Below are 25,009 nucleotides of genomic sequence, written 5' to 3' on the forward strand. Positions count from 1 at the left end.
CGTAGTCCACACGGGCGCGGCGGATCGCGCAAGTACCCGGCCGCCGAGACCGTCGAAACGGTGACGATTGCGGCCGTCTCGCCGCAACTTTCAGCCTCCCCGTTCGGGGCTCTGGTGATTCATCCCACACCATTGCGGTTTCTTTCGGCATCATCGGCGACGCCTTGGGACTTTCCTACCTGTTTGAGGGACGAACGTCCTTACGAGTTCGTTGACCGTGTGTGACCGGCTTGGGCGTAAGGTTGCGGTTTGGCCGGGCCGCCTTCGGATCGCCCATCCCGGACTTCCTGCCGTCTCCAGGGATTACCCAGCGGTAAAGATGACGATTTCGGCCGAGCGTAAGACCATGGGAGGCGGCGAACCCAAGGCACGACTCCCCCGACAGCGAAGGAACAGCGTGGTTTCCGCATCCGATCGCAATCCGATCATCATTGGCGGCCTGCCCAGTCAGGTCCCGGACTTCGATCCGGAGGAGACGCAGGAGTGGCTCGACTCCCTGGACGCGGCGGTCGACGAGCGGGGCCGTGAGCGTGCCCGTTACCTGATGCTGCGGCTGATCGAGCGGGCCCGCGAGAAGCGCGTGGCCGTGCCCGAGATGCGCAGCACGGACTACGTCAACACGATCGCCACCAAGGACGAGCCGTTCTTCCCCGGCAACGAGGAGATCGAGCGCAAGGTCCTCAACGCCACCCGGTGGAACGCGGCCGTGATGGTCTCGCGCGCCCAGCGGCCGGGCATCGGAGTCGGCGGCCACATCGCGACCTTCGCCTCCTCCGCCTCCCTCTACGACGTGGGCTTCAACCACTTCTTCCGGGGTAAGGACGAGGGTGACGGCGGCGACCAGATCTTCTTCCAGGGCCACGCCTCTCCCGGCATCTACGCGCGCGCCTACCTCCTGGACCGGCTCTCCGAGCAGCAGCTCGACGCGTTCCGGCAGGAGAAGTCGAAGGCGCCGTACGGCCTTTCGAGCTACCCGCACCCGCGGCTGATGCCGGACTTCTGGGAGTTCCCGACCGTCTCGATGGGCCTGGGCCCGCTCGGTGCGATCTACCAGGCCCGGATGAACCGGTACATGGAGGCGCGCGGGATCGCGGACACCTCCAAGTCCCACGTTTGGGCGTATCTCGGCGACGGCGAGATGGACGAGCCGGAGTCGCTCGGCCAGCTGTCGATCGCCGCCCGCGAGGGCCTGGACAACCTGACCTTCGTCGTGAACTGCAACCTGCAGCGCCTCGACGGCCCGGTGCGCGGCAACGGCAAGATCATCCAGGAGCTGGAGTCGCAGTTCCGCGGCGCCGGCTGGAACGTCATCAAGCTGATCTGGGACCGCTCCTGGGACCCGCTGCTGGCCCAGGACCGCGACGGCATCCTGGTCAACAAGATGAACACCACGCCCGACGGGCAGTTCCAGACGTACGCCACCGAATCGGGCGCGTACATCCGCGACCACTTCTTCGGGGACGACCAGCGGCTGCGCGCGATGGTCGAGAACATGACCGACTACCAGATCCAGCACCTGGGCCGCGGCGGGCACGACCACAAGAAGGTGTACGCGGCATACGCGGCGGCCAAGGCCCACAAGGGCCAGCCGACGGTGATCCTGGCCCAGACGGTCAAGGGCTGGACGCTGGGCCCGAACTTCGAGGGCCGCAACGCGACGCACCAGATGAAGAAGCTGACGGTCGACGACCTCAAGCGCTTCCGCGACCGCCTGCACATCCCGATCACGGACCAGCAGCTGGAGGGCGGCGCGCCGCCGTACTACCACCCGGGCCGCAACTCGCCCGAGATCCAGTACATGCACGACCAGCGCAGCTCGCTGGGCGGCTACGTGCCGACCCGTGTGGTGCGGGCCAAGCCGCTGGAGCTGCCGGGCGACGCGGCGTACGCGGCCGCCAAGAAGGGTTCGGGGCAGCAGTCGATCGCCACCACGATGGCCTTCGTCCGCATCCTGAAGGACCTGATGCGGGACAAGGAGATCGGCAAGCGCTTCGTGCTGATCGCGCCCGACGAGTACCGCACCTTCGGCATGGACGCGTTCTTCCCGAGCGCCAAGATCTACAACCCGCTGGGGCAGCAGTACGAGGCGGTCGACCGCGAGCTGCTGCTCGCGTACAAGGAGTCGCCGACGGGCCAGATGCTGCACGACGGCATCTCGGAGGCGGGCTGCACGGCCTCGCTGATCGCGGCGGGTTCGGCGTACGCCACGCACGGCGAGCCGCTGATCCCGGTCTACGTCTTCTACTCGATGTTCGGCTTCCAGCGCACCGGTGACCAGTTCTGGCAGATGGCCGACCAGCTGGCGCGCGGTTTCGTGCTGGGTGCGACCGCCGGCCGGACCACCCTGACGGGTGAGGGGCTCCAGCACGCCGACGGCCACTCGCAGCTGCTGGCGTCGACGAACCCGGGCTGCGTGGCGTACGACCCGGCGTACGGCTACGAGATCGCGCACATCGTCAGGGACGGTCTGCGGCGCATGTACGGGCCCGACGCGGAGGACGTCTTCTACTACCTGACCGTCTACAACGAGCCCATCCAGCACCCGGCCGAGCCGGCGGACGTGGACGTGGACGGGATCCTCAGGGGCATCCACCGGGTGTCGGCGGGCACGTCGGGCACCATCGGGGCGCAGATCCTGGCCTCGGGCGTGGGGGTGCCGTGGGCGCTGGAGGCGCAGCGGATCCTCGCGGCGGACTGGAACGTGCGCGCGGACGTCTGGTCGGCGACCTCCTGGAACGAGCTGCGCCGCGAGGCCGTGGAGGTGGAGGAGCACAACCTGCTGCACCCGGAGGAGGAGCAGCGCGTCCCGTACGTGACGCGCAAGCTGTCGGGCGCCGAGGGTCCCTTCGTGGCGGTCTCCGACTGGATGCGGGCGGTGCCGGACCAGATCTCGCGCTGGGTGCCCGGCCCGTACACCTCGCTGGGCGCGGACGGTTTCGGCTTCGCGGACACCCGTGGTGCGGCCCGCCGCTTCTTCCACATCGACGCGCAGTCGGTGGTCCTGGCGACGCTGACCGAGCTGGCCAAGACGGGCCAGGTGGACCGCTCGGTGCTGAAGCAGGCCGTGGACCGCTACCAGCTGCTGGACGTCACGGCGGCGGACCCGGGCGCGGCGGGCGGCGACGCGTAACCGCCGCCCGGCGGAGCGGATGAGGGCGGCCCGCGGGTCCGGCCCCGTCCAGGTGTGAGCGCAGGTGCCTCCGGCAGAGCCGGGGGCACCTGCGTTTTACGCGTTCCTTACGATGCTCCGCATGAAGGAACCCTCCCTCCAGGCCCGCTGGGAGCGCCGTACGCAGGCTCCCCTGCTGGTGCTCGCCGTGTGCTTCGCCGTCGCGTACGCCGTGCCGATCGTGGTGCCCGACGCGCGCCCGTGGGTGCACCGGGCGTGCACCCACGCGGAGTGGGTGGTGTGGGCGGCCTTCGCCGTCGACTACCTGGTGCGCCTCGGCATCACGGCCGACCGCCGGCACTTCGTACGGACGCACTGGCTGGACCTGTGCGCCGTGCTGCTGCCGCTGGTGCAGCCGCTGCGGCTGCTGCGGCTGGTGTCGACGCTGCTGCTGGTGGGCCGGCGGGCCCGGATGGCTCCGCAGATCCGGCTGACGACCTATGTGGCCGGGGCCGTCGTGGGGCTGCTGATGTTCGGCTCCCTGGCGGTGCTGAGCGTGGAGCGGGACGCCCCGGAGGGGAACATCCGGAACCTGGGCGACGCGGTGTGGTGGTCCTTCACCACCATGACGACGGTCGGGTACGGGGACCACTCCCCCACCACCGGGCTCGGCCGGGTGCTGGCCGTCGGGCTGATGCTGTCCGGGATCGCCCTGCTCGGTGTGGTGACGGCGAACATCGCCGCGTGGTTCATCGCCCGCTTCGAGCGGGACGACCGGGCGGAGCGGCTCCAGCTGGCGGCGATCGAGGAGCTCCACGCGGAGGTGCGGGCGCTGCGCGCCGAGGTGTCCCGGCTGGGCGGCCCGCAGGCCGGGCGGCCGGCGGCCCCGGCGCCGCGCGGTCCGGCTGCCCCGCCGTGCGAGGCGGTGGCGGGGCAGCCGGACCGGGCTAGTTCTCCCACACCTTGAACGCCCTTACCTGGTAGGGGGACTGGGGCAGCCAGACCCCGTCGCCGGGATAGGTCTGGAACTCGCCGGTCTCCGCGCACACGGCCGACTGGTAGGTCGTCACCGGGCGCCCGGTGCGGTTGGCGATCGACTGCGCGCTGGTTCCGGGGGGCAGCGCGGTGCAGCTGTTGATCTCCAGCGTGCTCAGTTCATGGGTGTGCCGGGTGCCCTTGAACTCCGGTTTCGCCCATAGGCACAGCTGGCCCGTGGCGCATGCCCCGAGGGCCGCCTGGCCCGCGGCGTGGGCGGAGCCGGCCGTGCTCGGGATGAGGGCGGTCAGGGCCAGGGCGAAGGCGGCGAAAGTGGTGCTCCACGTACGCATGACGGGTCAACTCCTTGTGGACGGGCGGCCCCCGGACCGTTTCCGGGGCTCCGCTGACACCACGCTGACCTGCGCATAAGGGCGGGCGGAAGGGGTCGCGGCCGGGTCCACCCTGATAGGCGACAGCCCTCCCGGAACCCTCCGGCCGCGCCCTCGTACGTACGGAGTTGACCCGTCCGCCGGGCTCCGGCGGGCCTGCTTCCGGGCGCTTCCGGCCCGGCCGCCCGGCCCGGGGGCTGTCCCCGAACGGGTTGCCGTCCCTTCACCAACGGCCCAACGGGACGGCCGCCTGCGGGGAGGTCACCGGTAGCCTGACCGCCCACCCGGCGTCAGAAGGGAGCCCCCGCGGTGAGGACCGACGAGCGGACGGCACCGGCCGCACCGGTGGCGGCGGGACTGCGCGAGCGCAAGAAGCGGCGCACCCGGGACGCTCTGCTGCGCACCGCCCTGCTGCTCTTCGTCTCCCAGGGGTACGAGCGCACCACCGTCGACGAGATCACCGACACCGTGCACGTCTCGCAGCGGACCTTCTTCCGGTACTTCGTGAACAAGGAGGAGGTCGCCTTCGGCGTCCAGGACCTGGTCGAGTCCCACTTCCTCACCGCGCTGCAGGCCCGGCCGGATGCCGAGGGCCCGCTCGAGGCCATGCGCGGTGCGGTGCTCGCCGCCTGGGACACCCTCGACCAGGCCCTGGGCGAGGTGGTCCCCGTCGACCTCTACATGCGCGGCTACCGACTGATCGAGCGCACCCCGGCCCTGCTCGCCGTGCACCTGCGCCGCTCCACCGGCCTGGAGGAGCGGATCTCCCGGCTGCTCGCCGCCCGCGAGGGCCTGGACGCCGACGCCGACCCGCGCCCGCGCGTGGCCGCCGCCGCGTTCTGCGGGGTGATGCGGGTCACGGGTCGGTTGTGGGGGCAGGGCGAGGACACCAGCGTGGCGGCGATCCGGCGGATGACCGAGGCTTATCTGGACCAGATCGGCCCTGCTCTGGCGGGGAACTGGCGGGGACCGGGCGCCGCGGACGCGCCGGGGGCGGGCTCCGGGCCGGCCGGCCGCTGATCGCCAACTGGCCGCACGGACCCACCCGGTCGGCCGTGAGACCCGTCACCCGGCGCGCCCCGGCCGGAAACGGTCTCCTACGCTGGTCCCAGTGAAACTGCCCGGCCCCGCCCTCCCCACCGCCCCCGTCGCCGACCCGCGCCCCGCCGCCCTGCGCACCCTGCTCGCGCTCGCGGTGGTCTTCGTCATGCTGGCGACGACCGGCTGGACGGCCGTGCACCGCCCCGAGGGCGGTACCCCGCTGCGCGCCGCCGCCCTCTCCGCCTGGTCCCAGGCCCGCATCGGCGGCCGGCCGGTGCCTCCCGCGGACGCCCCCGCACGGACCGTGGCCCGCTTCTTCGACGGGCTCGACGGCGCCCAGCGGGCCCGGCTCGCCGACGGCTACCCCCTGGTCGTGGGCAACCTCGACGGGGCCCCCGCCGCCACCCGCTACCGGGCCAACCGGCTCGGCCTGGAGCAGGCCGGCCTGGTCGAGGAGGCCCGCGGCCGCGATGTGGCCCTGGCCCCGGCCGACCGGGTCACGGCCACCCGCCGCGCCCACCGCTTCGCCTCGCTCGCCGAGCCCGGCCGGCAGATCCTCGCCTTCGACCCCACCGGCGGCGGCCTCGTCGCCGAGGTCTTCGGGGACCTCGACCGGGCCCGCCGGGTCTCGGTGGTCGTCCCCGGCGTCGACACCGACGCGGTCACCTTCGAGCGCACGCAGCGCCGTTTCACCGCCCCGGTCGGCATGGCCGAGTCCCTCTATGAGGCCCAGCGCGCGGCCGCCCCGGACAGCCGGACCGCGGTCATCGCCTGGGCCGGGTACAGCGCGCCCACCGGGGTCGGCATGGACGCCGCCACCGGCCGCATGGCCCTCGAGGGCGCCGTCCGGCTGAAGTCGCTGGCCACCGCCCTGCCCGGGGACTCCACGGTGGCGCTGTTCTGCCACAGCTACGGATCGGTGGTGTGCGGGGTCGCCGCACACGAGCTGCCGCGCCGGGTGACGGACGTGGTGGTGGCGGGCAGCCCCGGGATGCGCGCTTCGAACGTGGCCGGACTGCGCACCTCGGCCCGGGTCTGGGCCACGCGGGACGAGGGCGACTGGATCGCGGACGTGCCGCACCTGGAGTTCGGCGGGCTGGGCCACGGAGCCGACCCGGTCTCCGCGGAGTTCGGCGCGCGGCTGCTGTCCTCGGCCACCGCCAGGGCCCACACCGGCTATTTCGAGCCAGGTACCGATTCGGTGGACAACTTCGCCAAAATCGGAACCGGCGCATTCGGTTCCGTCGTGTGCGCGACCGGGGACGACGCCTGCCGGGACGGTATTTCCGGCGCGGAGAGCGACGGACGCGCGTAGAGGCCCGAAAAGTGGGACCCGCACCGAGGGGGACGCGCGAGGGCCCCTCCCTCTACGATGTGCCGCATGGGTGACGTACTGGCCGGAAACCATGCCGTCTGGGAGTTCGACACGGACTCGGTGCTCATCCGCTTCGCACGGGGGCTACGAACGCCGAGGCAGCCGAGGCTCCTGCACGCCCTGGGCGAGCGCCGGATCCCCCTGGAAGCGGTGTCCGCGGTGACCGTGACCGCCGGGAAGCGGGACACGGTGGTGCTGCGCGCCGTCCCGCGGCTGGGCGCCGATCCGCTGATGGAGGCCGCCGCCGGACAGCTGAGGGAGGTCTGCGACCCCTACCGGCTGGTCCTGCCGGGCGACCGGGCCGCCTCCGCGGAGGCCTTCGCCGACGCGCTGCGCTCCCGGCTCGGCCCGGAGGCGGCGGAGCCCTCCGAGCACTTCCTGGTCGACGTCCCGCGGCCGCCGCTCCAGCTGAAGGCGTACGACGCCCGCGTGGCCTTCGACGGCGCGGCGGTCACCCTCCACTGGTCGCGCACCGGCGCGACCAGCACCAAATGGAAGGCGGGCGACCGGCGTTACCCCCTGTCCGAACTCGCCGGCGTGCAGTGGAGCTCCCCCGACGGCCCCGGCGGCCACCTGCGGCTGCTGCTGCGCGAGCCCCGCGACACCGAGCCCGACCCCCGCCCGAGCCACGACCTCGCGACGGCCGTCTTCGCGGTGGGCTACGGCTCGGTCCACGAGTCCCTCCCCTTCGCCGCGGCGGTCCTGGCCGCCCTGCGCGGCCGCACGCCGGTCGCCGCCCTCCCCTCGCCCCGGCCGTCCGACGACCGGCTCGAGCACCTGAGCGAGCTCCACTGCGCCGGGCTGCTGACGGACGCGGAGTACGTGGCCCTGCGGGACCGGTTCACCGCCGAGCGGCCCTGACCGCCCCCGGCGCGACCCGGTCCGGCCGGCCCCGGCCCTCATGCCTCCCGCGAGGCCGAGGTGAAGGTCATGTCCGGGTAGCGGTCCCCCGCCACCGCGGACGCGATCGGCTCCAGGAGGGCCAGTTCCGGATCCGTCAGCGTGATGCGCGTCGCCGCCGTGTTCTCCCGCAGCCGCGTCGCCCTGCGGGTGCCCGGGATCGGGACCACGGTCAGACCGTGCACCCGCGCCCGCTGCTGGACCCAGGCCAGGGCGATCTGCGCCGGGCTCGCCCCGTGCGCCGCGGCGATCTCCCGGACCGGGGCCAGCAGCGCCGCGTTCGTCCTCGCGTTCTCGCCGGTGAACCGCGGCTGGTGGCGGCGGAAGTCCTCGGCCCCCAGGTCCGCCGACGCGTCGGCGAAGGCCCCCGTCAGGAAGCCCCGGCCCAGCGGGGAGTACGGCACGAAGGCCACGCCCAGCTCCGCCGCCGCGCCCACCGCGCTGCGCTCCACGTCCCGGCTGAACAGCGACCACTCCGACTGGAGGGCCGCGATGGGGTGCACGGCGTGCGCCTCGCGCAGTTCCGCGCCGGTGACCTCGCTGAGCCCGAGGTGGCGCACCTTGCCCTCGCGCACCAGCTCCGCCATGGCGCCCACCGACTCGGCGAGCGGCACGGCCGGGTCGCGCCGGTGCATGTAGTACAGGTCGATGACGTCCACGCCGAGCCTGCGCAGGCTGCCCTCGACCGCCTGCCGGATGTAGCCGGGGTCGTTGCGGATGCCCCGGTGGAGCGGGTCCTCGCCGCGCTCTATGGCGAACTTCGTCGCCAGGGTGATCTCCTCGCGGTGCGCGGCCACGAAGGGGGCGAGGAACTCCTCGTTGCGCCCCAGCCCGTAGGTGTCCGCGGTGTCGAAGAGGGTGACCCCGGCGGCCAGGGCCTCATCCAGGGTCGCGCGGGCCGCCGCCTCGTCGGTGTCCCCGTAGAACTCGCTCATGCCCATGCAGCCCAGGCCCTGGACGCCCACCAGCGGGCCGCCCTTGCCGAGTTCGACCTGCCCGAGGGTGCCGTCGTACTGCGAAACGACCGTCATGACTGCGCCTTCTTCCCCGCGACCGCGTTCATCGCATAGAAATCGATCTTGTAGTCCAGCACGGCGAGCGCGTCCGTCAGCTCCGAGATCCGCGCCCGTACGTCGCGCCGTGTCGCCTCCAGCAGCTCGCGGCGGTCGTCGAGGGTGTGCTCGCCCTCGCGGACCAGTTCGGCGTAGCGCACCATGTCCGCCACCGACATGCCGGTGGCGCGCAGCTTGCCGACGAACGCCAGCCAGTCGAGGTCCTTGTCGCTGAACCGCCGCTGCCCCGAGTGCGAGCGGTCCACGTGCGGCATCAGGCCGATCCGCTCGTACCAGCGCAGCGTGTGCTGGGTCAGACCGGTCCGGGCCTCGACCTCGCTGATCGTGTACCGCGTCTGCGTCAGGCTCATGGGCCACACGCTAAAACCCTTGAGTGCACTCCAAGCAAGTAGGCTCGAGGCCATGCAGAGCTTGCGGATCATCGAGAACTGGCCGGTGCAGACGGCCGCGGCCGCCGTCGTACGCGCCGACGGCAGCCTGGCCGGCTCCCACGGGCCCGTCGGCCACCGTTTCGCGCTGGCCTCGGTCACCAAGCCGCTCGCCGCGTACGCGGCCCTCGTCGCGTACGAGGAGGGGGCGATCGAGCTGGACGAGCCGGCCGGGCCCGAGGGCTCGACGGTCCGTCACCTGCTGGCGCACACCAGCGGGCTGGCCTTCGACGAGCACCGGGCCAGCGCCCCGCCCGGGCAGCGCCGGCTGTACTCGAACGCAGGTTTCGAGGTGCTGGGCGACCACATCACCAAGGCGACCGGCATCCCGTTCGCGCAGTACCTGCACCAGGCGGTGTGCGAGCCGCTGGGGATGGCCTCCACCACCCTGGAGGGTTCGCCCGCCAAGGACGGCGTCTCCACCGTCTCCGACCTCGTACGGTTCGCCGCCGAGCTCCAGGCGCCCCGGCTCCTCGACGTGCGCACGGTCGCGGAGGCCACCTCCGTCGTGCACCCCGGCCTCAAGGGCGTCCTGCCGGGCTACGGGCACCAGTCGCCCAACGACTGGGGCCTGGGCATGGAGATCCGCGACGGCAAGTCCCCGCACTGGACGGGAACGTCCTCCTCCGGGCGCACCTTCGGCCACTTCGGCCAGTCGGGCACCTTCCTGTGGGTGGACCCGGACGCCGGCGCCGCGTGCGTGGCCCTGACGGACCGCGCGTTCGGCCCGTGGGCGGTCGAGGCCTGGACCCCGTTCACCGACGCGGTCCTCGCCGAGCTCCGCTCCCTCTAGCCCGGCTGGTCCGACCCGTCCGGCTGCTCGGGCTGGTCGGGCAGTTCCCAGATCAGCAGCTCGCCCGGGGACCCCGCGACGATCTCCAGGTCCTTCTCGTCCGTGATGCGCACCGCGTCCCCGGGGCCAAGCTCCTCCCCGTCCAGGCGCAGGTCCCCGTGCACCACGTGCAGGTAGACGCGCTCCGCCGCCGGTACGGGGACCCGCTCGCCCGCGCCCGGCCGCCGGACGTGCAGCACGGCTCCGGCCGCGGGGACCTCGTAGGACGCGCCGTCGGCGACGCCCCTGACCACCTCGTACGAGGGGGCGCCGCCGGGGGCCAGCGGCGCCAGCCAGGTCTGCACGAAGCGCAGCCGGCCGGCGCCCTCGTTGCGCTCCACGTGCCGCGCCCCGGATCCGGCGCTGAGCCGCTGTACGTCGCCGGGGCGCACCACGCCCTCCTCGCCGGTGTCGTCGCGGTGGGTGAGCTCGCCCTCGACGACCCAGGTGACGATCTCGGTGTGGCTGTGCGGGTGCTCGTCGAATCCGGCGCCCGGGGCGAGCGTCTCCTCGTTGCACGCCAGGACCGGGCCGAAGCGCAGGTTGTCCGGGTCGTAGTGGGACCCGAAGGAGAAGGCGTGCCGGGTGGTGATCCCGGCGGCCGGATCCCCGCCCTCGTACCGGTCGGCGCCGCGGCGTACATCAATCATGGGGGCCACGGTAGCCGCCGGGCAGGGGCCGGGCGCGGGACCGGACTCCGCGCAGCCGTCCCGATAAGGCAGTCTTGTCACGTGCCCCAACCCGAACGTGAGCATTCCCCCGCGACACAGACCGCGCATCCCGCTCCCGCGCATCCGCACACCGCGACGCTGCGCCGGCTGGAGAAGTCCTCCGGCCGGCTCGCCGCCAACGCGATCGCGCGCATGGACGAGACCCTGCCGTGGTACCGGGCGATGCCCCCGGAGAACCGGTCCTGGATCGGCCTGGTCGCCCAGGCCGGCATCGCCGCGTTCACGGAGTGGTTCCGGCACCCGGAAACCCCTCAGGCGATCTCCACCGACGTCTTCGGGACGGCTCCGCGGGAGCTGACGCGGGCGATCACCCTGCGCCAGACGGTCGAGATGGTCCGCACCACGATCGAGGTCATGGAGACCGCGATCGAGGAGGTGGCGGCCCCGGGCGACGAGCAGATCCTGCGCGAGGCGCTGCTCGTCTACGCCCGCGAGATCGCCTTCGCGACGGCCCAGGTGTACGCGCAGGCCGCCGAGGCGCGCGGGGCCTGGGACGCGCGGCTGGAGTCGCTCGTCGTCAACGCGGTGCTGTCCGGTGAGGCCGACGAGGGCGCGCTCTCGCGGGCGGCGGCGCTGGGCTGGAACTCCCCGGAGCACGTGTGCGTGGTGCTGGGCACCGCGCCGGAGGGGGACAGCGAGCTGACGGTCGAGGCGATCCGGCGCGCGGCCCGGCACCACAAGCTCCAGGTCCTGACGGGGGTGCTCGGGGACCGCCTGGTGGTCATCGCGGGCGGCAGCGACAACCCGATGCAGGTGGCGAAGTCCCTGATCGGGCCGTTCGCGGCCGGTCCGGTGGTGGCCGGTCCGGTGGTGTCCGACCTGCTGAACGCGACGAAGTCGGCGCAGGCCGCGGCGGCCGGGCTCAAGGCCTGCACGGCGTGGCAGGACGCTCCGCGCCCCGTTCTGGCGGACGATCTGCTGCCGGAGCGGGCGATCGCCTCGGATCCCGCCGCCCGGGAGCAGTTGGTGGAGGAGATCTACAGACCGCTGGAAGAGGCGGGCTCCGCGCTGCTGGAGACGCTGAGTGTCTACCTGGAGCAGGCGAGCAGCCTCGAAGGGGCGGCCCGCATGCTCTTCGTGCACCCGAACACGGTGCGCTACCGGCTGCGACGTGTGACCGACGTCACCGGCTGGTCACCTTCTGATGTCCGCTCGGCGTTCACGCTGCGGATCGCCCTGATTCTGGGGCGTCTGGCCGACGGCGACAGCCAGTCCTAGACTTTTGTCGGACATCAACAATTACCCCGACGGTTCTTGGTCCCTGTCCCCACGGGCGGCAGGGACCATCCACAAGAGAGAGTGTGAGGGTGCTCGTACTCGTCGCTCCCGGCCAAGGCGCTCAGACGCCCGGCTTCCTGACTCCCTGGCTCGACCTCCCCGGTGCCGCTGACCGCGTCGCCGCCTGGTCGGACGCCATCGGGCTCGACCTCGCCCACTACGGCACCAAGGCCGACGCGGACGAGATCCGCGACACGGCCGTGGCCCAGCCGCTGCTGGTGGCCGCGGGTCTGCTGTCCGCCGACGCGCTGGGGCCGTCCTCGGCGTTCGGCGCCGTCGCGGGCCACAGCGTCGGCGAGTTCGCCGCCGCCGCGTACGCCGGCGTCCTGTCGGACGTCGACGCGCTGTCGCTCGTCCGCACGCGCGGTCTGGCCATGGCCGAGGCCGCCGCCGTCGCGGAGACGGGCATGGCCGCGGTCCTCGGCGGTGACCGCGACGTGGTGGTCGCGCACCTGGAGGCGATGGGCCTGACCCCCGCCAACATCAACGGCGCGGGCCAGATCGTGGCGGCCGGCACCACGGAGCAGATCTCCGCCCTGGTCGCCGAGAAGCCCGAAGGCTCCACGAAGGTCGTCGCCCTCAAGGTCGCGGGCGCCTTCCACACGCACCACATGGCCCCCGCGGTCGCCACGCTGGAGAAGGCCGCCACGGCCCTGTCCCCGGCGGACCCGGCGCTGAAGTACGTCTCGAACAGGGACGGCCTCGTCGTCACCACGGGCGCCGACGTCGTCGCCCGCCTGGTCGGCCAGGTCGCGAACCCGGTCCGCTGGGACCTGTGCATGGAGACGTTCGCCGAGCTGGGCGTCACGGGGATCATCGAGCTCTGCCCCGGCGGCACCCTGACGGGTCTGGCCAAGCGTGCGCTGAAGGGCGTGCCGAACGTGGCGCTGAAGACCCCGGACGATCTCGACAAGGCCGCGGCGCTCATCGCCGAGCAGACGGCCTGAGAGAAGGAGCCCACACAGCATGTCCAAGATCAAGCCGGCCAAGGGCTCCCCGTACGCCCGCATCCTCGGTGTCGGCGGCTACCGCCCGACCCGTGTGGTGCCCAACGAGGTCATCCTCGAGACGATCGACTCGTCCGACGAGTGGATCCGTTCCCGCTCCGGCATCGCCACGCGGCACTGGGCCTCGCCCCAGGAGACCGTCGCCGCGATGTCGGTGGAGGCCTCCGGCAAGGCGCTGGCCGACGCCGGCGTGTCCCCGGAGCAGATCGGTGCCGTGATCGTCTCGACGGTCTCGCACTTCAAGCAGACCCCCGCCATCGCGACGGAGATCGCGCACCGGATCGGCGCGGTCAAGCCCGCCGCCTTCGACATCTCCGCGGGCTGTGCCGGGTTCGGCTACGGCCTGACCCTGGCCAAGGGCCTGGTGGTGGAAGGTTCCGCCCAGTACGTGCTCGTCATCGGCGTGGAGCGGCTCTCGGACCTGACCGACCTGGAGGACCGCGCGACGGCCTTCCTGTTCGGTGACGGCGCCGGCGCCGTGGTCGTGGGCCCCTCGGACGAGGCCGCCATCGGCCCCACGGTGTGGGGTTCGGAGGGCGACAAGTCCGAGACCATCAAGCAGACCGTGCCGTGGGACGAGTTCCGCAGCAAGGACAGCGCCGAGAAGTTCCCGGCCATCACGCAGGAGGGCCAGGCGGTCTTCCGCTGGGCCGTCTTCGAGATGGCCAAGGTGGCCCAGCAGGCGCTCGACGCCGCCGGGATCACCGCCGACGACCTGGACGTCTTCATTCCGCACCAGGCAAACATGCGGATCATCGACTCGATGGTGAAGACTCTGAAGCTGCCGGAGCACGTCACGGTCGCCCGTGACGTGGAGACCACCGGCAACACCTCGGCCGCCTCGATCCCGCTCGCTATGGAGCGGCTCCTGGCGACCGGAGCGGCGAAGAGCGGCGACACCGCGCTCGTCATCGGCTTCGGGGCGGGACTCGTCTACGCCGCGACGGTCGTTACCCTCCCCTAGGGTCCGGATTCGCATCCGGCCCGAATACCCAGTTACCCAGAGAAGGAGCGCCACATGGCCGCCACCCAGGAAGAGATCGTCGCCGGTCTCGCCGAGATCGTCAACGAGATCGCCGGCATCCCCGTCGAGGACGTCCAGACCGACAAGTCGTTCACCGACGACCTCGACGTCGACTCCCTCTCCATGGTCGAGGTCGTCGTCGCCGCCGAAGAGCGCTTCGACGTCAAGATCCCGGACGAGGACGTCAAGAACCTCAAGACGGTCGGCGACGCCGCGGACTACATCCTGAACCACCAGGCCTGAGCCTGACGAGCGTTTGTCGCCACCTGGCGGTGGCGCCGTGACAATTCAGACCCCCTGAGACGTGGAGAAAGAATTCCTGTGAGCCCGACCAATCGCACCGTGGTCGTCACCGGTATCGGCGCAACCACTCCGCTGGGTGGCGACAGCGCTTCGACCTGGGAAGGTCTGCTCGCCGGCCGTTCCGGCGTAAAGCCCCTGGAGGGCGAGCGCTTCGCCGAACTCCCGGTCCGCATCGCCGCAGCCGCCGCCGTGGACCCGAGCGAGGTCCTGCCCCGGCCGCTGGCCCGCAAGCTCGACCGCTCGGCGCAGTTCGCCGTCATCGCCGCCCGCGAGGCGTGGGCCGACGCCGGCTACACCGACCCGGCCGGAGCCGAGGCGACGGAGGGCGCGTCCATCGCCCCCGAGCGTCTGGGCACCGTGATCGCCTCCGGCATCGGCGGCGTGACGACCCTGCTCGACCAGTACGACGTGCTGAAGGAGAAGGGTGTGCGCCGGGTGTCCCCGCACACCGTCCCGATGCTCATGCCGAACGGCCCGTCCGCCAACGTCGGCCTGGAGGTCAACGCCCAGGCGGGCGTGCACACTCCGGTCAGCGCCTGCGCGTCCGGCGCCGAGGCCATCGGCTACGCCGTCGAGATGATCCGCAGCGGCCGTGCCGACGTGGTCGTCGCGGGCGGCACCGAGGCGGCGATCCACCCGCTGCCGATCGCCGCGTTCGCCAACATGATGGCGATGTCCAAGAACAACGAGAACCCCGAGCAGGCCTCGCGCCCCTACGACAAGGGCCGTGACGGCTTCGTCCTGGGCGAGGGCGCGGGCGTCGTCGTCCTGGAGTCCGCCGAGCACGCCGCCGCGCGCGGCGCCCGCGTCTACTGCGAGGTGCTGGGCCAGGGCCTTTCCGCGGACAGCCACCACATCGCGCAGCCGGAGCCGACCGGCCGCGGTGTCGCGGCCGCGGTGCAGAACCTGCTCGACAACACCGGGCTCGACCCGGCCGAGCTGGTGCACCTGAACGCGCACGCCACGTCCACCCCGCAGGGTGACACGGCCGAGCTGAAGGCCCTGCGCAAGGTGCTGGGCGACGACCTCGACCACATCGCGATCTCCGCGACGAAGTCGATGACCGGCCACCTGCTGGGCGGTGCGGGCGGCATCGAGACCGTCGCGACCGTGCTGGCGCTGTACAACCGGCTGGCCCCGCCGACCATCAACGTCGACGAGCTCGACGACGACATCGACGCGGACATCGTGCGCGGCGAGCCGCGCAAGCTGCCGGCCGACGGCCCGATCTCCGCGATCAACAACTCCTTCGGCTTCGGCGGCCACAACGTGACCCTCGCGTTCCGGTCCGTCTGACCCCGTACGCAGGAAGGGCCCCGCCCGGCAGCTGCCGGGCGGGGCCCTTCGCGTCTGTCCTCAGACCACCTGGTGGAGCCAGCGCACCGGGGCGCCCTCGCCCGCGTAGCGGAAGGGCTCCAGTTCGTCGTCCCAGGGTTTGCCGAGCAGCTTGGCGATCTCCGCCTCCAGGTCCGTCTCACCGCGGCCGGACCGGGCGAGGGCGGCGCGCAGCCGGTCCTCGGGGATCAGGATGTCGCCGTGCATGCCGGTGACGGCGTGGAAGATGCCGAGCTCCGGGGTGGAGCTGTAGCGCTCGCCCTCGGCGGTCGGACAGGGTTCCGCGGTCACCTCGAAGCGCAGCAGGTGCCAGCCGCGCAGTGCGGAGGCGAGCTTCGAGGCGGTACCCGCCTCGGCCTGCCAGGAGAACTCGGCTCTCCAGGTGCCCGGGGAGGCGGGCTGCCTGATCCAGTCGAGGTTCACCCGCACCCCGAGCACGCCCGCAACAGCCCATTCCACGTGCGGGCAGAGCGCACGCGGTGCGGAATGCACGTACAGAACTCCACGTGTCGTCACCGGGACCTCCAGTGTGGGACGAGGTCGGGAATAAACTCCAGAAAACGGACAGTATGTGACGTGATGTAATGTAACGGAAATTATTTGACATTGCGCTACGGGACCTGCGGCCGAAACGCCACGGGAAAAAGCTACCGTGCGTCAGGGGTCATGGTGTGACGTACGGTCTCTCCGAGGCCGGTAAACACAGAGCTTTCACTCAGCAGGACCCCCCGGACGACACGGGGGTGTCGAGGAGGGGACCAACCGATGCGCACCACCGCTCCGCGACGCCGCCGCGTGCGCCGGACCCTCGCGGGCGCGGGAGCGGCGGCGGCGTTGACGGCCGGGGTGCTGACGGGGTGCGGGCCGGGCGGTCCGGGCGACGAGGGCGAGCGCGGGGCGCAGGGCGCCCCGCGCTGGAACACGGCGCCCTCCTCGATCGCGGCCGTCGGCGACTCCATCACCCGCGGTTTCGACGCCTGTTCGGTGCTGGCCGACTGCCCCGAGGTCTCCTGGGCCACCGGGAACGATCCGGCGGTCCGCTCCCTGGCCGCGCGGCTGCTGGGGGACGCCGAGGCGCCCGCCCGCAGCTGGAACCTCGCGGTGACCGGATCGCGGATGGCGGACCTGCCGGGGCAGCTGTCGCAGGCGGCCGCGTACAAGCCCGACCTGGTCACGGTCATGGTGGGCTCGAACGACGCCTGCCGGCCCACGGCTTCGTCGATGACTCCGGTGGCGGAGTTCCGGTCCGGTTTCGAGGCGGCCCTCGCGGGGCTGCGGGCCGCGTCCCCCGCCACCCAGGTCTACGTCTCCAGCGTCCCGGACCTCCAGCGGCTGTGGGAGCAGGGCAAGGACGACCCGATGGTGCGCAAGGTGTGGAGCCTCGGCATCTGCCAGTCGATGCTCGCCGATCCGCTGTCGGCGGCGCTGGGGGCGAAGACCCGCCGCGAGCAGGTGCGGGCGCGGGTGGTCGAGTACAACGAGGTGCTCCGCGAGGTGTGCGCGAAGGATCCGCTGTGCCGCTACGACGGCGGGGCGGTCTTCCAGTACCCCTTCTCGGCGGAGCAGTTGAGCCGCTGGGACTGGTTCCATCCGGGCAAGGACGGCCAGGCGCGGCTGGCGGAACTGGCGCACCGACAGGTGACGGCGGCGCAGCCGCCACGTTGACGCGGCGGACCGGAGGCGGGTGTCAGGTCCCGCCTCCGGCCCGGTCTCAGGGGACGCGGCAGGGGTCATTTCCGGCCATTTCGTCCTTACGGCGTGTCGTGACCCTGTGTCACGAGATGTCGAGGGCGGCCGTCAGCCGGGTGTCGCCGTGCGAGTGGCTCGCGCGGACCTCGTAGCCGCCGCCGATCCGCTGCCAGCCGCCGGCCTCCTCGTCCCAGATCTCGAAGGCCCGCGCGGGCAGGGCGATCTCGGCCTCGACGCTCTCGCCGGGCCCCGCCTCGACCCCCGCGAAGGCCGCCAGCCAGCTGGCCGGGCGTTCCGCCGTCGCGCCCTGCGCGCCGTCGGACGCGTCGGCCACCGGCGCCAGGTAGACCTGGACGACCTCGCGGCCGGGCCGGGTGCCGGTGTTCATGACGCGGACCCGCGCCGTGGTGGCGGTGACCTCGAGGGATTCGTACGTCCAGTCGGTGTAGCCGAGCCCGTGCCCGAAGGGGAAGGCGGGCTCGACCCCGTGCCGCTCGTACGCCCGGTAGCCGATGAAGAGCCCCTCGCGGTACTCCAGGCGCCCCTCGGTGGGCACGACCTCGGTGACGGGTGCGTCGGCGAACCGGGCCGGCCAGGTGGTGGGCAGCCGCCCGCCCGGCTCCGCGTCCCCGAGGAGTACGTCGGCCAGCGCGGCCCCGCCCTCCTGCCCGGGGAACCAGGTCAGCAGCACGGCGGCCACGTCCTCGCGCCACGGGAGCTCGACCGGGGAGCCGGCGTTGACGACCACCACGGTGTTCGGGTTGGCGGCGGCGACGGCGCGGACCAGGTCGTCCTGGCGGCCCGGCAGGGCCAGGTCCTTGCGGTCGAAGCCCTCGGACTCCACGCGGTCGGTGGTGGCGACGACCACGACGGCGGTGTCGGCGGCGCGGGCGGCCGCCACGGCCTCGGCGATCAGCTCGTCGGCGTCGCGCCGCGGGCCGAGGTGCAGCAACGAGAACATGATCGCCTTGAGCGGCAGCGCGGTCATGTCGGGGACGTGGAAGGTCAGCGAGACCTCGACGGGCTCGCCCTCGGCGAGGTCGACCCGGGCGCGTTCGCTGGGGGCGCCGAAGAAGGCCTCGAAGGGGTCCGCCTCGTTGCCCATCTCCTGGACGCCCTCCCAGCGGGTGCGCCCCCCGACGGCGAGGGTGAAGGCGCCCAGCCCCCGGGTACCGAAGGCGTGCTCGCCGCTCTCGCGCGGCAGGAAGGTGCCGGTGACCTCGATGGACGCCATGTTCTCGTACGTGGCGCCCGCCGGCAGGTCGTTGCCGATCCACTGGACCTGGCCGGACGGCAGGCTGCCCTCGCCGAGGACGGCGCCGGAGGCGTCGCGGCAGACGGCCCTCAGCTCGAAGCCCTTGTCCGCGGGGGCGAGTTCCTCGGAGGGGTCGGCGCCGACGCAGTAGGTCAGGGCGCCGTCCGGGAGCGCGGCGGTGAGGCCGTCGAGCGGGGAGACGATCCGCTCGGGGAAGACGGTGGCGGAGCCGCCGCCGAGGACGCGGGCGTCCCGGGCGGCCGCGCCGGACAGGGCGACGGTGCGGCCGGCGGAGGCGTCCAGGGGCAGGGCTGCGCCCCGGCCCGCCGCGGCCTCGTTGCGCACGAGGACGATGCCGCGGGCGGCGAGTTCGCGGGCCAGCGCCTGGCCGTCGACCGGGGCGGGCGCCTCGGGGACGGCGGCGGGGGCGCCCTCCAGGATGCCGACGCGGGCCGCGAGGCGCAGCACGTTGCGCACGGCGTCGTCGACGGCGGACTCGGGGACCTCGCCGGAGCGCACGGCCTCGGCCAGGGCGGGACCGTAGACGCTCTGCGGCCCGGGCATGGCCACGTCCATGCCGCCTTCGATGTCCCCGGTGGTGGAGCGGGCCGCCATCCAATCCGAGACGTTGCAGCCGTCGAAGCCCCATTCACCGCGCAGGACCTCGTTGACCAGGTACCGGTGCTCGGTCATCGTCGTGCCGTTGACCTGGTTGTAGGCGGTCATGATGCCCCAGGGGTGGGCGTTGGCGACGATGGCCTCGAAGGGGGCCAGGTACAGCTCGCGCAGCGGGCGGGGGGCGATGACGCTGTCGACGGTGAACCGGTCGGTCTCGGCGTCGTTGCCGACGAAGTGCTTGACCGTGGTGCCGACCCCGCCGTCCTGGACGCCGTTCACGTACCCGGCTCCCACGGCGCCGGTCAGGTACGGGTCCTCGGAGTAGCACTCGAAGTGGCGGCCGCCGAGCGGGGAGCGGTGCAGGTTGACGGTGGGGGCGAGGAGGACGTGGACGCCCTTGCGGCGGGCCTCCTGGGCCAGGAGCCGGCCCGCCCGGCGGGCGAGGCCGGGGTCCCAGGCGGCGGCCAGCGCGGTCGGGGAGGGCAGCGCGATGGACGGGTCGTCGGCGGTCCAGCGCACGCCGCGCACCCCGATGGGGCCGTCGGACATGACCAGGGACTGCAGCCCGATCTCGGGGACGGCGGGCAGGGACCACATGTCCTGGCCGGCCAGCAGACGGGTCTTGGTGTCGAGATCCAGCTTGCCGAGCGCCTCTTCTACGACGCTGTTGCGGACCTGATCGGCATCGGTCACGGCCGTGCCTCCTCGTTGAGTGCGGTGCGAGTGCGGTGCGAGCGCGGTGCGGTGCCCCCATCGTGGACCTGTTACCTGTAGAGCGGTAGGTGTCGTAATGTTTTCGTGATATTCGAATGTCGTACGGTGCTGCGGACGGGCGCGAACGGAAAAGGGGTGCCGGGCGATGGCCAGGGCGAGGAGCGAGGAACGGCGCGAGGACATCGTGCGCGCGGCGGTGGAGGTCATCGCGGAACGCGGCTACCGGGGTGCGTCCCTGGGGGCGGTCGCCGAGCGGGTCGGCCTGACCCAGCAGGGGCTGCTGCACTACTTCCCGACCAAGGAGGCCCTGCTGGTCGCGGTGCTGCGGGAGCGCGACCGCTGGGACACGGGCGGCGGCTCGCGCGCCTCGGCGGACACCTGGCGCCTGGACCTGCTGGCCTCGCTGGTGGAGTACAACGCCATGCGCCCGGGCATCGTGCAGACCTTCTCGGCGCTGCTGGGCGAGAGCGTGACCGACGGCCACCCGGCCCGGGAGTTCTTCACCGAGCGCTACGCGCAGGTCCGCGGCGAGATGGCGGCGGTCCTGCGCGCCGAGTTCGGCGAGCGCCTCCCCTCGGGCCTCACGCCGGAAGAGGCGGCTCCGCTGCTGACGGCGGTCATGGACGGCCTCCAGTACCAGTGGCTCCTCGCCCCCGAATCGGTGGACATGCCCGCGGCGTTCCGCTCCTTCCTGGCCCTGTTGCGGGGCCCGGAACAGCGGTGATCCGAACGGCCTAGGCTGGGCGGGTGAAGATCGCCGCAGCGCAGCTGACCTGCATCCCCGCCGATGTCCGCGGCAACGCCGCACGGGCCGCCGCCCTCGCCGTCCAGGCCCGTGAACAGGGCGCCGGGCTCGTGGTGTTCCCCGAGCTCGCGCTCACCGGCTACGAGCTGGACGCGCTGGCCGCCGACCCCGGGCTGTGGACGGCCGCCGACGATCCCCGGCTGGACCCGCTGCGCTCCGCCGGCATCGCGACCGCCGTCAACGTGGCCGTGCCCGCCGGGGACGGGCGGCCCGCCATCGCGACGCTGGTCCACGACGCGGACGGCGCGCACGTGACCACGTACCTCAAGCAGCACCTCTACCGGCACGAGCAGGACGTCTTCAGCCCCGGGGACCGCGACGGGCGGTTCGAACTCGGCGGGATCCGCTTCTCGCTCGGCATCTGCTACGACAACCACTTCCCCGAGCTGCCCGGCCGGGGCGCCGCCGACGGCTGCCGGGTGCACCTCGCCTCGTCCCTGTACGGGACGGGCGGGGGCGTCCAGGAGCGGACGAGCATCCACCCCGGGATCGCGGAGCGCAACGGCGTGTACGTCGTCCTCGCCAACCACGTCGGCCCGGCGGGCCCGTGGACCGGCTGCGGCGGCGCGGCCGTGTGGGCGCCGGGCGGCGGGCTGCTGGCCGAGGCGGACGACCGGACACCGTCGGTGGTGACCGCCGGGGTCGGGGCCACCACCTGACGGGCGGATCAGGCGGGCTCGGGAACCCGCGCCTGGGACTCCGGCCGCGGCGGCTCCAGGTCCGGGAGCCGCAGCACGGCGGGCTTGCGGTCCGACATCAGGGCCGCCACGACGATGGCGAAGGCGGCCGCCGTGTACACGCCGGTCCAGAACACCCAGCCGCCGGGCGGGGCCCAGTGCGCGTGGGTCGCCAGCCACGAACCCCCGGTGCCGACCGTGAAGCGGCGCAGCGTCCAGTAGAACGCCGCCCCGTTGGCCAGCGCGAGGCCGGCGACGGAGAAGCCGACCAGCCGCCGCCACGGGAAGCCCCGCTCGGGGGCGCGGGTGGCGCAGATCAGCACGGCCATCAGCGGCAGGCCGACGGCGAACGGCAGCAGGTAGCGGCCCTGCCAGACCATGCCGATCCGCTCCGCTTCCGAGGCCTGCGCGGCCACCGGGACCAGCACGATGGCCGCGAGCATGCCGAGAACCGCCAGCACGTCGCGCTTGCGGCCGTAGACCAGCGCCAGCGCGGCGATCGTCGCGAGCACCGCCATCCACACCAGGTACGTGAAGGCCGGGGCGGGGGTGTCCAGCCAGCCGAAGAACCCGAGCATCTGCTTGACGTACCAGTCGGTGTTGCCCATGGTGCGCTTGGCCGCCCAGCCCGCCGTGATCGTGTCGGGGATGTCTATCTTCGAGTTGTCGGGGTGGTTCGCCGCCCAGTACAGCGCCCCGGCCGTGGCCAGGCCCAGCAGGCCCGTCCACATCCACATGGCCTTGCGGCGCAGCACCGAGCCGAGCACGCCGCGCCGCTGCGTCAGCAGCAGGCAGAAGACCACGGCCCCGACGAACCAGATCAGGCCGAGCGGCCGGATGTTGATCAGCACCAGTGCGCCGATGCCCAACCGGGCGAGCCGGCGGTTCAGCAGGTGCGGATCGGGTGACAGCACGATCGCGAGCAGGGCCGTCCACACCAGGATCCCGGCGGCGATCTCGCCGCCGCTGGGGTTGACCATGCCGCTCATGTACAGGGTCATGGGCGTGGCCGCCGCGAGCACGCCGAGCACCGCCAGCGAGCGCCGCCGCCATTCGGCGGCCGTGACCACCGCGCTGGCCAGCAGCGCGGAGCAGAGCAGCGCCGACACGAAGCGCATCAGGTACAGGCCCTTGGGGCCGTCGACGAGCAGGCTGGGCCAGCCGGTCGCCAGGTAGTAGGCCGGGTGGTATCGCCCGGCGGCCGTGGTGGTCTGCACGATCTTCTCGGAGTTCCCGAGCGAGGGCGCGCAGGACGCGGGCCGGGACTGCTTCCAGGAGTAGCACTCGTGCACGGAGGGCAGGTTCCGGTACCACTCCGGCAGCTGCACCCCCGTTTCGGCGAACTGCCCCTCGACGCCCGCCACCGTGTGCGGGACCATCACCTGCGGTCCGCCGATCTGGCCCCGGGCGACGGCCGCGGCACGGATGAAGTGCGCGTGCTCGTCGGGGGAGCCGCCGAGGGGGCTGGCCGCGGACCAGGAGCCCGCGAGCGCGAAGAACAGCGCGAACGAGACGAGCCAGAGCCGCTTGGGTGTTCCGGCCGACCAGTCGGCCAACCGCGTCAGTGCGGGGATCATCGGTTCCCTCGAGTCATCGGATGAAGCTCAGCCAGCTCTGGTCGCCGTCCTTGGAGCAGGTGCCGCCGGGTGCGTACTTCGGGCAGCTCCCGTCCTGCTCCGTGATGGTGTGCGAGACCCAGGGCAGGATGCGGTAGGTGTTCTCCTTGGCCGGCATGTAGCGGTCGGCCATCGACGAGGAGACGGTACCGAGGAGCAGCAGCAGGGCGCACAGGGATCCGATCACCGCCCCTTCGCGGGCCGGGAAGCCTGCGGACGACCTGCTCCCCGCGGGCCCGGCGGCGGGCCCGGCGACGGCTTCGGCCTCGGCCCTGCGTGCGGCCATCCGCTGCGAGACCAGGTGGGCGACGAGCGCGCACAGCAGCAGCCCGCAGTAGAGCAGCTGGTTGTTGGTGCGGGTGTAGAGCTGGACGGTCTGCGTCTCGTACATGTGCGAGGCGATGTACATGCGCATCACCCACGCGCTGATGAACATGGCCGCGATGGTGACCACCATCGGCTTGCGGATGCCCAGCCAGATCGCGGCACCGAGGCAGACGAAGGTGACCAGCGCGAACAGCCCGACGCCGCCGTACTCGCCGGGCGGCGGCCAGTCCCCCACCTTGCCGGGCATGTCGGTGCGCCACATGAGGTAGTACGCCGGGTCGGTGAAGTTGTCGAAGCGGAAGTTGTAGTCCTTGGTGGTCTGGCCCTCGGTCAGCATGACCAGCAGGTAGCGCCCGGCGACCACGAGGAAGGCCGCCAGGGTGGTCCCGAGGAAGGCCGCGCCCTTGAGGCGGCCGAGCCGGCCGCTCCGCCAGGGGAAGTAGAGCAGTGCGGCGAAGAACACACCGGCCGCGCTCCACAGGAACCAGCCCGAGTACGTGAGGAACAGCAGGCCGAGCAGCGCGCCGAAGCCGGCGCCCTTGGCCAGGAGCGGCCGCCAGCCCTGCGCGGCGCTGCGGCCCAGCGACACCACGAGCGCCACCAGGACCGGCACCAGGAGCACGAGGACGGTCTGGCTGTACGGCTTGTAGGCGTCGATCAGCGCGAAGGCCGGGGCCACGCCGAAGGCCAGGGCCCGGACCGGGCTGAGCAGCATGCGCCAGCAGAGGTAGACCAGCGGCCCGAAGGCGGCGGCCCCCAGGATCTGCAGGTCCTTGAAGGCGTAGGCGGTGTTGCCGCCGCGGAACCATTCGGCGTAGTAGCCGAGGGTGTGCAGGGGGGCCGGCGGGTAGACCGGGGAGCCGGAGGGGCGGCCGTTGGCCACCGCGTTGGCCCATTCGACGATGCGGCCGCTGTCGCCGTTGAGGCCGAACATCGGCCAGGGCGTGCCGTGCAGGGCGACGACCGCGCCGGCGGCGACGAAGCCGCTGGCCAGGCCGGCGATGGCGGCGGAGGCGATCCGGGCGGCCAGGTCGAAGTGCCGGCCCTGGCGCAGCCGCAGGGCCAGCGCCACGGCGGCGATGAACAGCAGCCCGACGAGCGCGAACCGCAGCTGGATCGCGGCGAGGCCGCTGACCTGGGCGATCCGGTCGAGGGGGTCGAGGTCGAAGCCGCGGGCCAGCAGCGGGAGCACGAGCGCCGCGGCGAACGCGACGACGGCTTCGAGGAGCAGGAGCGTGCCACGGGAGCCCGGCCTGCGCCGGGCGGCCGGTATGGGGCGGGCGGACGCGGCCGGTCCGCCCGGGGGCAGCACGGTCGCGGTGCCCTCGGTACTGACTGTCACTGCTGTGTCCCTACTGCTGGTCGGTCCTCGGCCCGACGGCCGGTCGTTGCTCGGCAAGCCGCTGCCCGACTCCGGACCCCGCGCCGAAGCTCCGGGCCAGGGCGAACTCAAGGGCAGTGAGAGACAGCCTTGGCAGTTGCTGCCATGCATACTACGGGCCCAC

The 25,009-nt window shown here is 72.6% G+C and carries 22 protein-coding genes; 14 read left to right on the forward strand and 8 right to left on the reverse strand.

Translation table 11 applies throughout. The features are described from left to right. The first annotated feature begins 397 nt into the window (after nucleotides 1–397). Together aceE and AB0D66_RS20575 are read left to right on the forward strand one after the other, a co-directional pair. The gene (aceE, locus tag AB0D66_RS20570) at nucleotides 398–3,130 is read left to right on the forward strand and encodes a pyruvate dehydrogenase (acetyl-transferring), homodimeric type (RefSeq protein WP_362305176.1); all 2,733 of its coding nucleotides are present in this window, start codon (nucleotides 398–400) and stop codon (nucleotides 3,128–3,130) included. Nucleotides 3,131–3,251: 121 nt separating this feature from the next. Continuing rightward, entirely contained in the window at nucleotides 3,252–4,076 is an 825-nt protein-coding gene (locus AB0D66_RS20575; protein WP_362305179.1) for an ion channel, read from the forward strand. Here AB0D66_RS20575 and AB0D66_RS20580 read toward each other — a convergent pair. Next, nucleotides 4,057–4,437: a peptidase inhibitor family I36 protein gene (locus AB0D66_RS20580; protein WP_362305182.1), complete on the reverse strand. Its 381-nt coding sequence runs from the start codon at nucleotides 4,435–4,437 to the stop codon at nucleotides 4,057–4,059. The genes AB0D66_RS20575 and AB0D66_RS20580 overlap by 20 nt on opposite strands. A 348-nt stretch (nucleotides 4,438–4,785) precedes the next feature. Between AB0D66_RS20580 and AB0D66_RS20585 the strand changes: the two genes are divergently transcribed. The 3 genes from AB0D66_RS20585 (at nucleotide 4,786) to AB0D66_RS20595 (ending at nucleotide 7,753) form a co-directional block, all read left to right on the forward strand. Continuing rightward, nucleotides 4,786–5,496 carry a TetR family transcriptional regulator gene (locus AB0D66_RS20585; protein ID WP_362305185.1) on the forward strand — a complete coding sequence of 237 codons (711 nt, stop codon included), beginning with the start codon at nucleotides 4,786–4,788 and terminating at the stop codon, nucleotides 5,494–5,496. Nucleotides 5,497–5,593: 97 nt separating this feature from the next. Further along, entirely contained in the window at nucleotides 5,594–6,832 is a 1,239-nt protein-coding gene (locus AB0D66_RS20590; RefSeq protein ID WP_362305405.1) for an alpha/beta hydrolase, read from the forward strand. A 66-nt stretch (nucleotides 6,833–6,898) separates the two neighbouring features. Next, nucleotides 6,899–7,753 carry a DUF4429 domain-containing protein gene (locus AB0D66_RS20595; RefSeq protein ID WP_362305188.1) on the forward strand — a complete coding sequence of 285 codons (855 nt, stop codon included), beginning with the start codon at nucleotides 6,899–6,901 and terminating at the stop codon, nucleotides 7,751–7,753. A gap of 38 nt (nucleotides 7,754–7,791) precedes the next feature. Here AB0D66_RS20595 and AB0D66_RS20600 read toward each other — a convergent pair whose 3' ends face one another. Both AB0D66_RS20600 and AB0D66_RS20605 read right to left on the reverse strand, forming a co-directional pair. Next, nucleotides 7,792–8,823, reverse strand: a complete 1,032-nt coding sequence (locus tag AB0D66_RS20600) for an aldo/keto reductase (RefSeq protein WP_362305191.1) — start codon at nucleotides 8,821–8,823, stop codon at nucleotides 7,792–7,794. After that, on the reverse strand, nucleotides 8,820–9,215 hold the full coding sequence (locus AB0D66_RS20605) for a MerR family transcriptional regulator (RefSeq protein WP_244291201.1): 396 nt from the start codon (nucleotides 9,213–9,215) through the stop codon (nucleotides 8,820–8,822). The genes AB0D66_RS20600 and AB0D66_RS20605 overlap by 4 nt, the downstream gene beginning before the upstream one ends. A gap of 52 nt (nucleotides 9,216–9,267) precedes the next feature. On the opposite strand from AB0D66_RS20605, the gene AB0D66_RS20610 reads away from it, so the two are divergent. Continuing rightward, nucleotides 9,268–10,086 (forward strand): serine hydrolase domain-containing protein, encoded by an 819-nt coding sequence (locus AB0D66_RS20610; protein WP_362305196.1) that lies wholly within the window; start codon nucleotides 9,268–9,270, stop codon nucleotides 10,084–10,086. Here the strand turns inward: AB0D66_RS20610 and AB0D66_RS20615 are convergent. Then, a complete protein-coding gene (locus AB0D66_RS20615; protein WP_362305199.1) occupies nucleotides 10,083–10,775 on the reverse strand; it encodes a pirin family protein in 693 nt (230 codons plus the stop codon). The genes AB0D66_RS20610 and AB0D66_RS20615 overlap by 4 nt on opposite strands. 81 nt (nucleotides 10,776–10,856) lie before the next feature. Between AB0D66_RS20615 and AB0D66_RS20620 the strand changes: the two genes are divergently transcribed. From AB0D66_RS20620 to AB0D66_RS20640, 5 genes are all read left to right on the forward strand, one after another. Then, nucleotides 10,857–12,074: a helix-turn-helix domain-containing protein gene (locus AB0D66_RS20620; protein ID WP_069920158.1), complete on the forward strand. Its 1,218-nt coding sequence runs from the start codon at nucleotides 10,857–10,859 to the stop codon at nucleotides 12,072–12,074. A gap of 89 nt (nucleotides 12,075–12,163) precedes the next feature. Continuing rightward, complete coding sequence (locus AB0D66_RS20625; RefSeq protein ID WP_362305203.1) at nucleotides 12,164–13,081, forward strand: ACP S-malonyltransferase; 918 nt, start codon at nucleotides 12,164–12,166, stop codon at nucleotides 13,079–13,081. A 19-nt stretch (nucleotides 13,082–13,100) separates the two neighbouring features. Further along, a complete protein-coding gene (locus AB0D66_RS20630; protein WP_361760510.1) occupies nucleotides 13,101–14,105 on the forward strand; it encodes a ketoacyl-ACP synthase III in 1,005 nt (334 codons plus the stop codon). Nucleotides 14,106–14,159: 54 nt separating this feature from the next. After that, the gene (locus tag AB0D66_RS20635) at nucleotides 14,160–14,408 is read left to right on the forward strand and encodes an acyl carrier protein (protein ID WP_361760513.1); all 249 of its coding nucleotides are present in this window, start codon (nucleotides 14,160–14,162) and stop codon (nucleotides 14,406–14,408) included. A gap of 78 nt (nucleotides 14,409–14,486) precedes the next feature. Continuing rightward, entirely contained in the window at nucleotides 14,487–15,764 is a 1,278-nt protein-coding gene (locus AB0D66_RS20640; RefSeq protein ID WP_362305208.1) for a beta-ketoacyl-[acyl-carrier-protein] synthase family protein, read from the forward strand. Between the two features lie 60 nt (nucleotides 15,765–15,824). On the opposite strand, the gene AB0D66_RS20645 is transcribed toward AB0D66_RS20640, so the two are convergent. Further along, nucleotides 15,825–16,319 carry a DUF3145 domain-containing protein gene (locus tag AB0D66_RS20645; RefSeq protein ID WP_069920163.1) on the reverse strand — a complete coding sequence of 165 codons (495 nt, stop codon included), beginning with the start codon at nucleotides 16,317–16,319 and terminating at the stop codon, nucleotides 15,825–15,827. A 249-nt stretch (nucleotides 16,320–16,568) separates the two neighbouring features. On the opposite strand from AB0D66_RS20645, the gene AB0D66_RS20650 reads away from it, so the two are divergent. Next, nucleotides 16,569–17,468: an SGNH/GDSL hydrolase family protein gene (locus tag AB0D66_RS20650; protein WP_362305211.1), complete on the forward strand. Its 900-nt coding sequence runs from the start codon at nucleotides 16,569–16,571 to the stop codon at nucleotides 17,466–17,468. Between the two features lie 109 nt (nucleotides 17,469–17,577). Here the strand turns inward: AB0D66_RS20650 and AB0D66_RS20655 are convergent, their stop codons facing one another. Then, nucleotides 17,578–20,058 (reverse strand): glycoside hydrolase family 3 C-terminal domain-containing protein, encoded by a 2,481-nt coding sequence (locus AB0D66_RS20655; RefSeq protein WP_362305214.1) that lies wholly within the window; start codon nucleotides 20,056–20,058, stop codon nucleotides 17,578–17,580. A 166-nt stretch (nucleotides 20,059–20,224) separates the two neighbouring features. Here AB0D66_RS20655 and AB0D66_RS20660 point away from each other — a divergent pair, with 166 nt between their 5' ends. Next, nucleotides 20,225–20,803 carry a TetR/AcrR family transcriptional regulator gene (locus AB0D66_RS20660; protein WP_362305217.1) on the forward strand — a complete coding sequence of 193 codons (579 nt, stop codon included), beginning with the start codon at nucleotides 20,225–20,227 and terminating at the stop codon, nucleotides 20,801–20,803. 23 nt (nucleotides 20,804–20,826) lie between these two features. Beyond that, nucleotides 20,827–21,543, forward strand: coding sequence for a carbon-nitrogen hydrolase family protein (locus tag AB0D66_RS20665; protein ID WP_362305219.1), 717 nt, complete (start codon nucleotides 20,827–20,829; stop codon nucleotides 21,541–21,543). 8 nt (nucleotides 21,544–21,551) lie between these two features. On the opposite strand, the gene AB0D66_RS20670 is transcribed toward AB0D66_RS20665, so the two are convergent. Beyond that, entirely contained in the window at nucleotides 21,552–23,138 is a 1,587-nt protein-coding gene (locus AB0D66_RS20670; RefSeq protein ID WP_362305222.1) for a DUF2142 domain-containing protein, read from the reverse strand. A 13-nt stretch (nucleotides 23,139–23,151) separates the two neighbouring features. After that, on the reverse strand, nucleotides 23,152–24,846 hold the full coding sequence (locus AB0D66_RS20675) for a hypothetical protein (RefSeq protein WP_362305225.1): 1,695 nt from the start codon (nucleotides 24,844–24,846) through the stop codon (nucleotides 23,152–23,154). Nucleotides 24,847–25,009 lie beyond the last annotated feature (163 nt).

Source organism: Streptomyces sp. NPDC048270, from assembly GCF_040652335.1.
Lineage (GTDB): Bacteria > Actinomycetota > Actinomycetes > Streptomycetales > Streptomycetaceae > Streptomyces.

Bases quoted from the DNA above. Each gene is read 5' to 3' on its own strand.
- AB0D66_RS20630 (WP_361760510.1), top strand. From the start codon at position 13,101: ATGTCCAAGATCAAGCCGGCCAAGGGCTCCCCGTACGCCCGCATCCTC.
- AB0D66_RS20660 (WP_362305217.1), top strand. From the start codon at position 20,225: ATGGCCAGGGCGAGGAGCGAGGAACGGCGCGAGGACATCGTGCGCGCG.
- AB0D66_RS20635 (WP_361760513.1), top strand. From the start codon at position 14,160: ATGGCCGCCACCCAGGAAGAGATCGTCGCCGGTCTCGCCGAGATCGTC.
- AB0D66_RS20580 (WP_362305182.1), bottom strand. From the start codon at position 4,437: ATGCGTACGTGGAGCACCACTTTCGCCGCCTTCGCCCTGGCCCTGACC.
- AB0D66_RS20575 (WP_362305179.1), top strand. From the start codon at position 3,252: ATGAAGGAACCCTCCCTCCAGGCCCGCTGGGAGCGCCGTACGCAGGCT.
- AB0D66_RS20670 (WP_362305222.1), bottom strand. From the start codon at position 23,138: ATGATCCCCGCACTGACGCGGTTGGCCGACTGGTCGGCCGGAACACCC.
- AB0D66_RS20600 (WP_362305191.1), bottom strand. From the start codon at position 8,823: ATGACGGTCGTTTCGCAGTACGACGGCACCCTCGGGCAGGTCGAACTC.
- AB0D66_RS20610 (WP_362305196.1), top strand. From the start codon at position 9,268: ATGCAGAGCTTGCGGATCATCGAGAACTGGCCGGTGCAGACGGCCGCG.
- AB0D66_RS20605 (WP_244291201.1), bottom strand. From the start codon at position 9,215: ATGAGCCTGACGCAGACGCGGTACACGATCAGCGAGGTCGAGGCCCGG.
- AB0D66_RS20615 (WP_362305199.1), bottom strand. From the start codon at position 10,775: ATGATTGATGTACGCCGCGGCGCCGACCGGTACGAGGGCGGGGATCCG.
- AB0D66_RS20650 (WP_362305211.1), top strand. From the start codon at position 16,569: ATGCGCACCACCGCTCCGCGACGCCGCCGCGTGCGCCGGACCCTCGCG.
- AB0D66_RS20595 (WP_362305188.1), top strand. From the start codon at position 6,899: ATGGGTGACGTACTGGCCGGAAACCATGCCGTCTGGGAGTTCGACACG.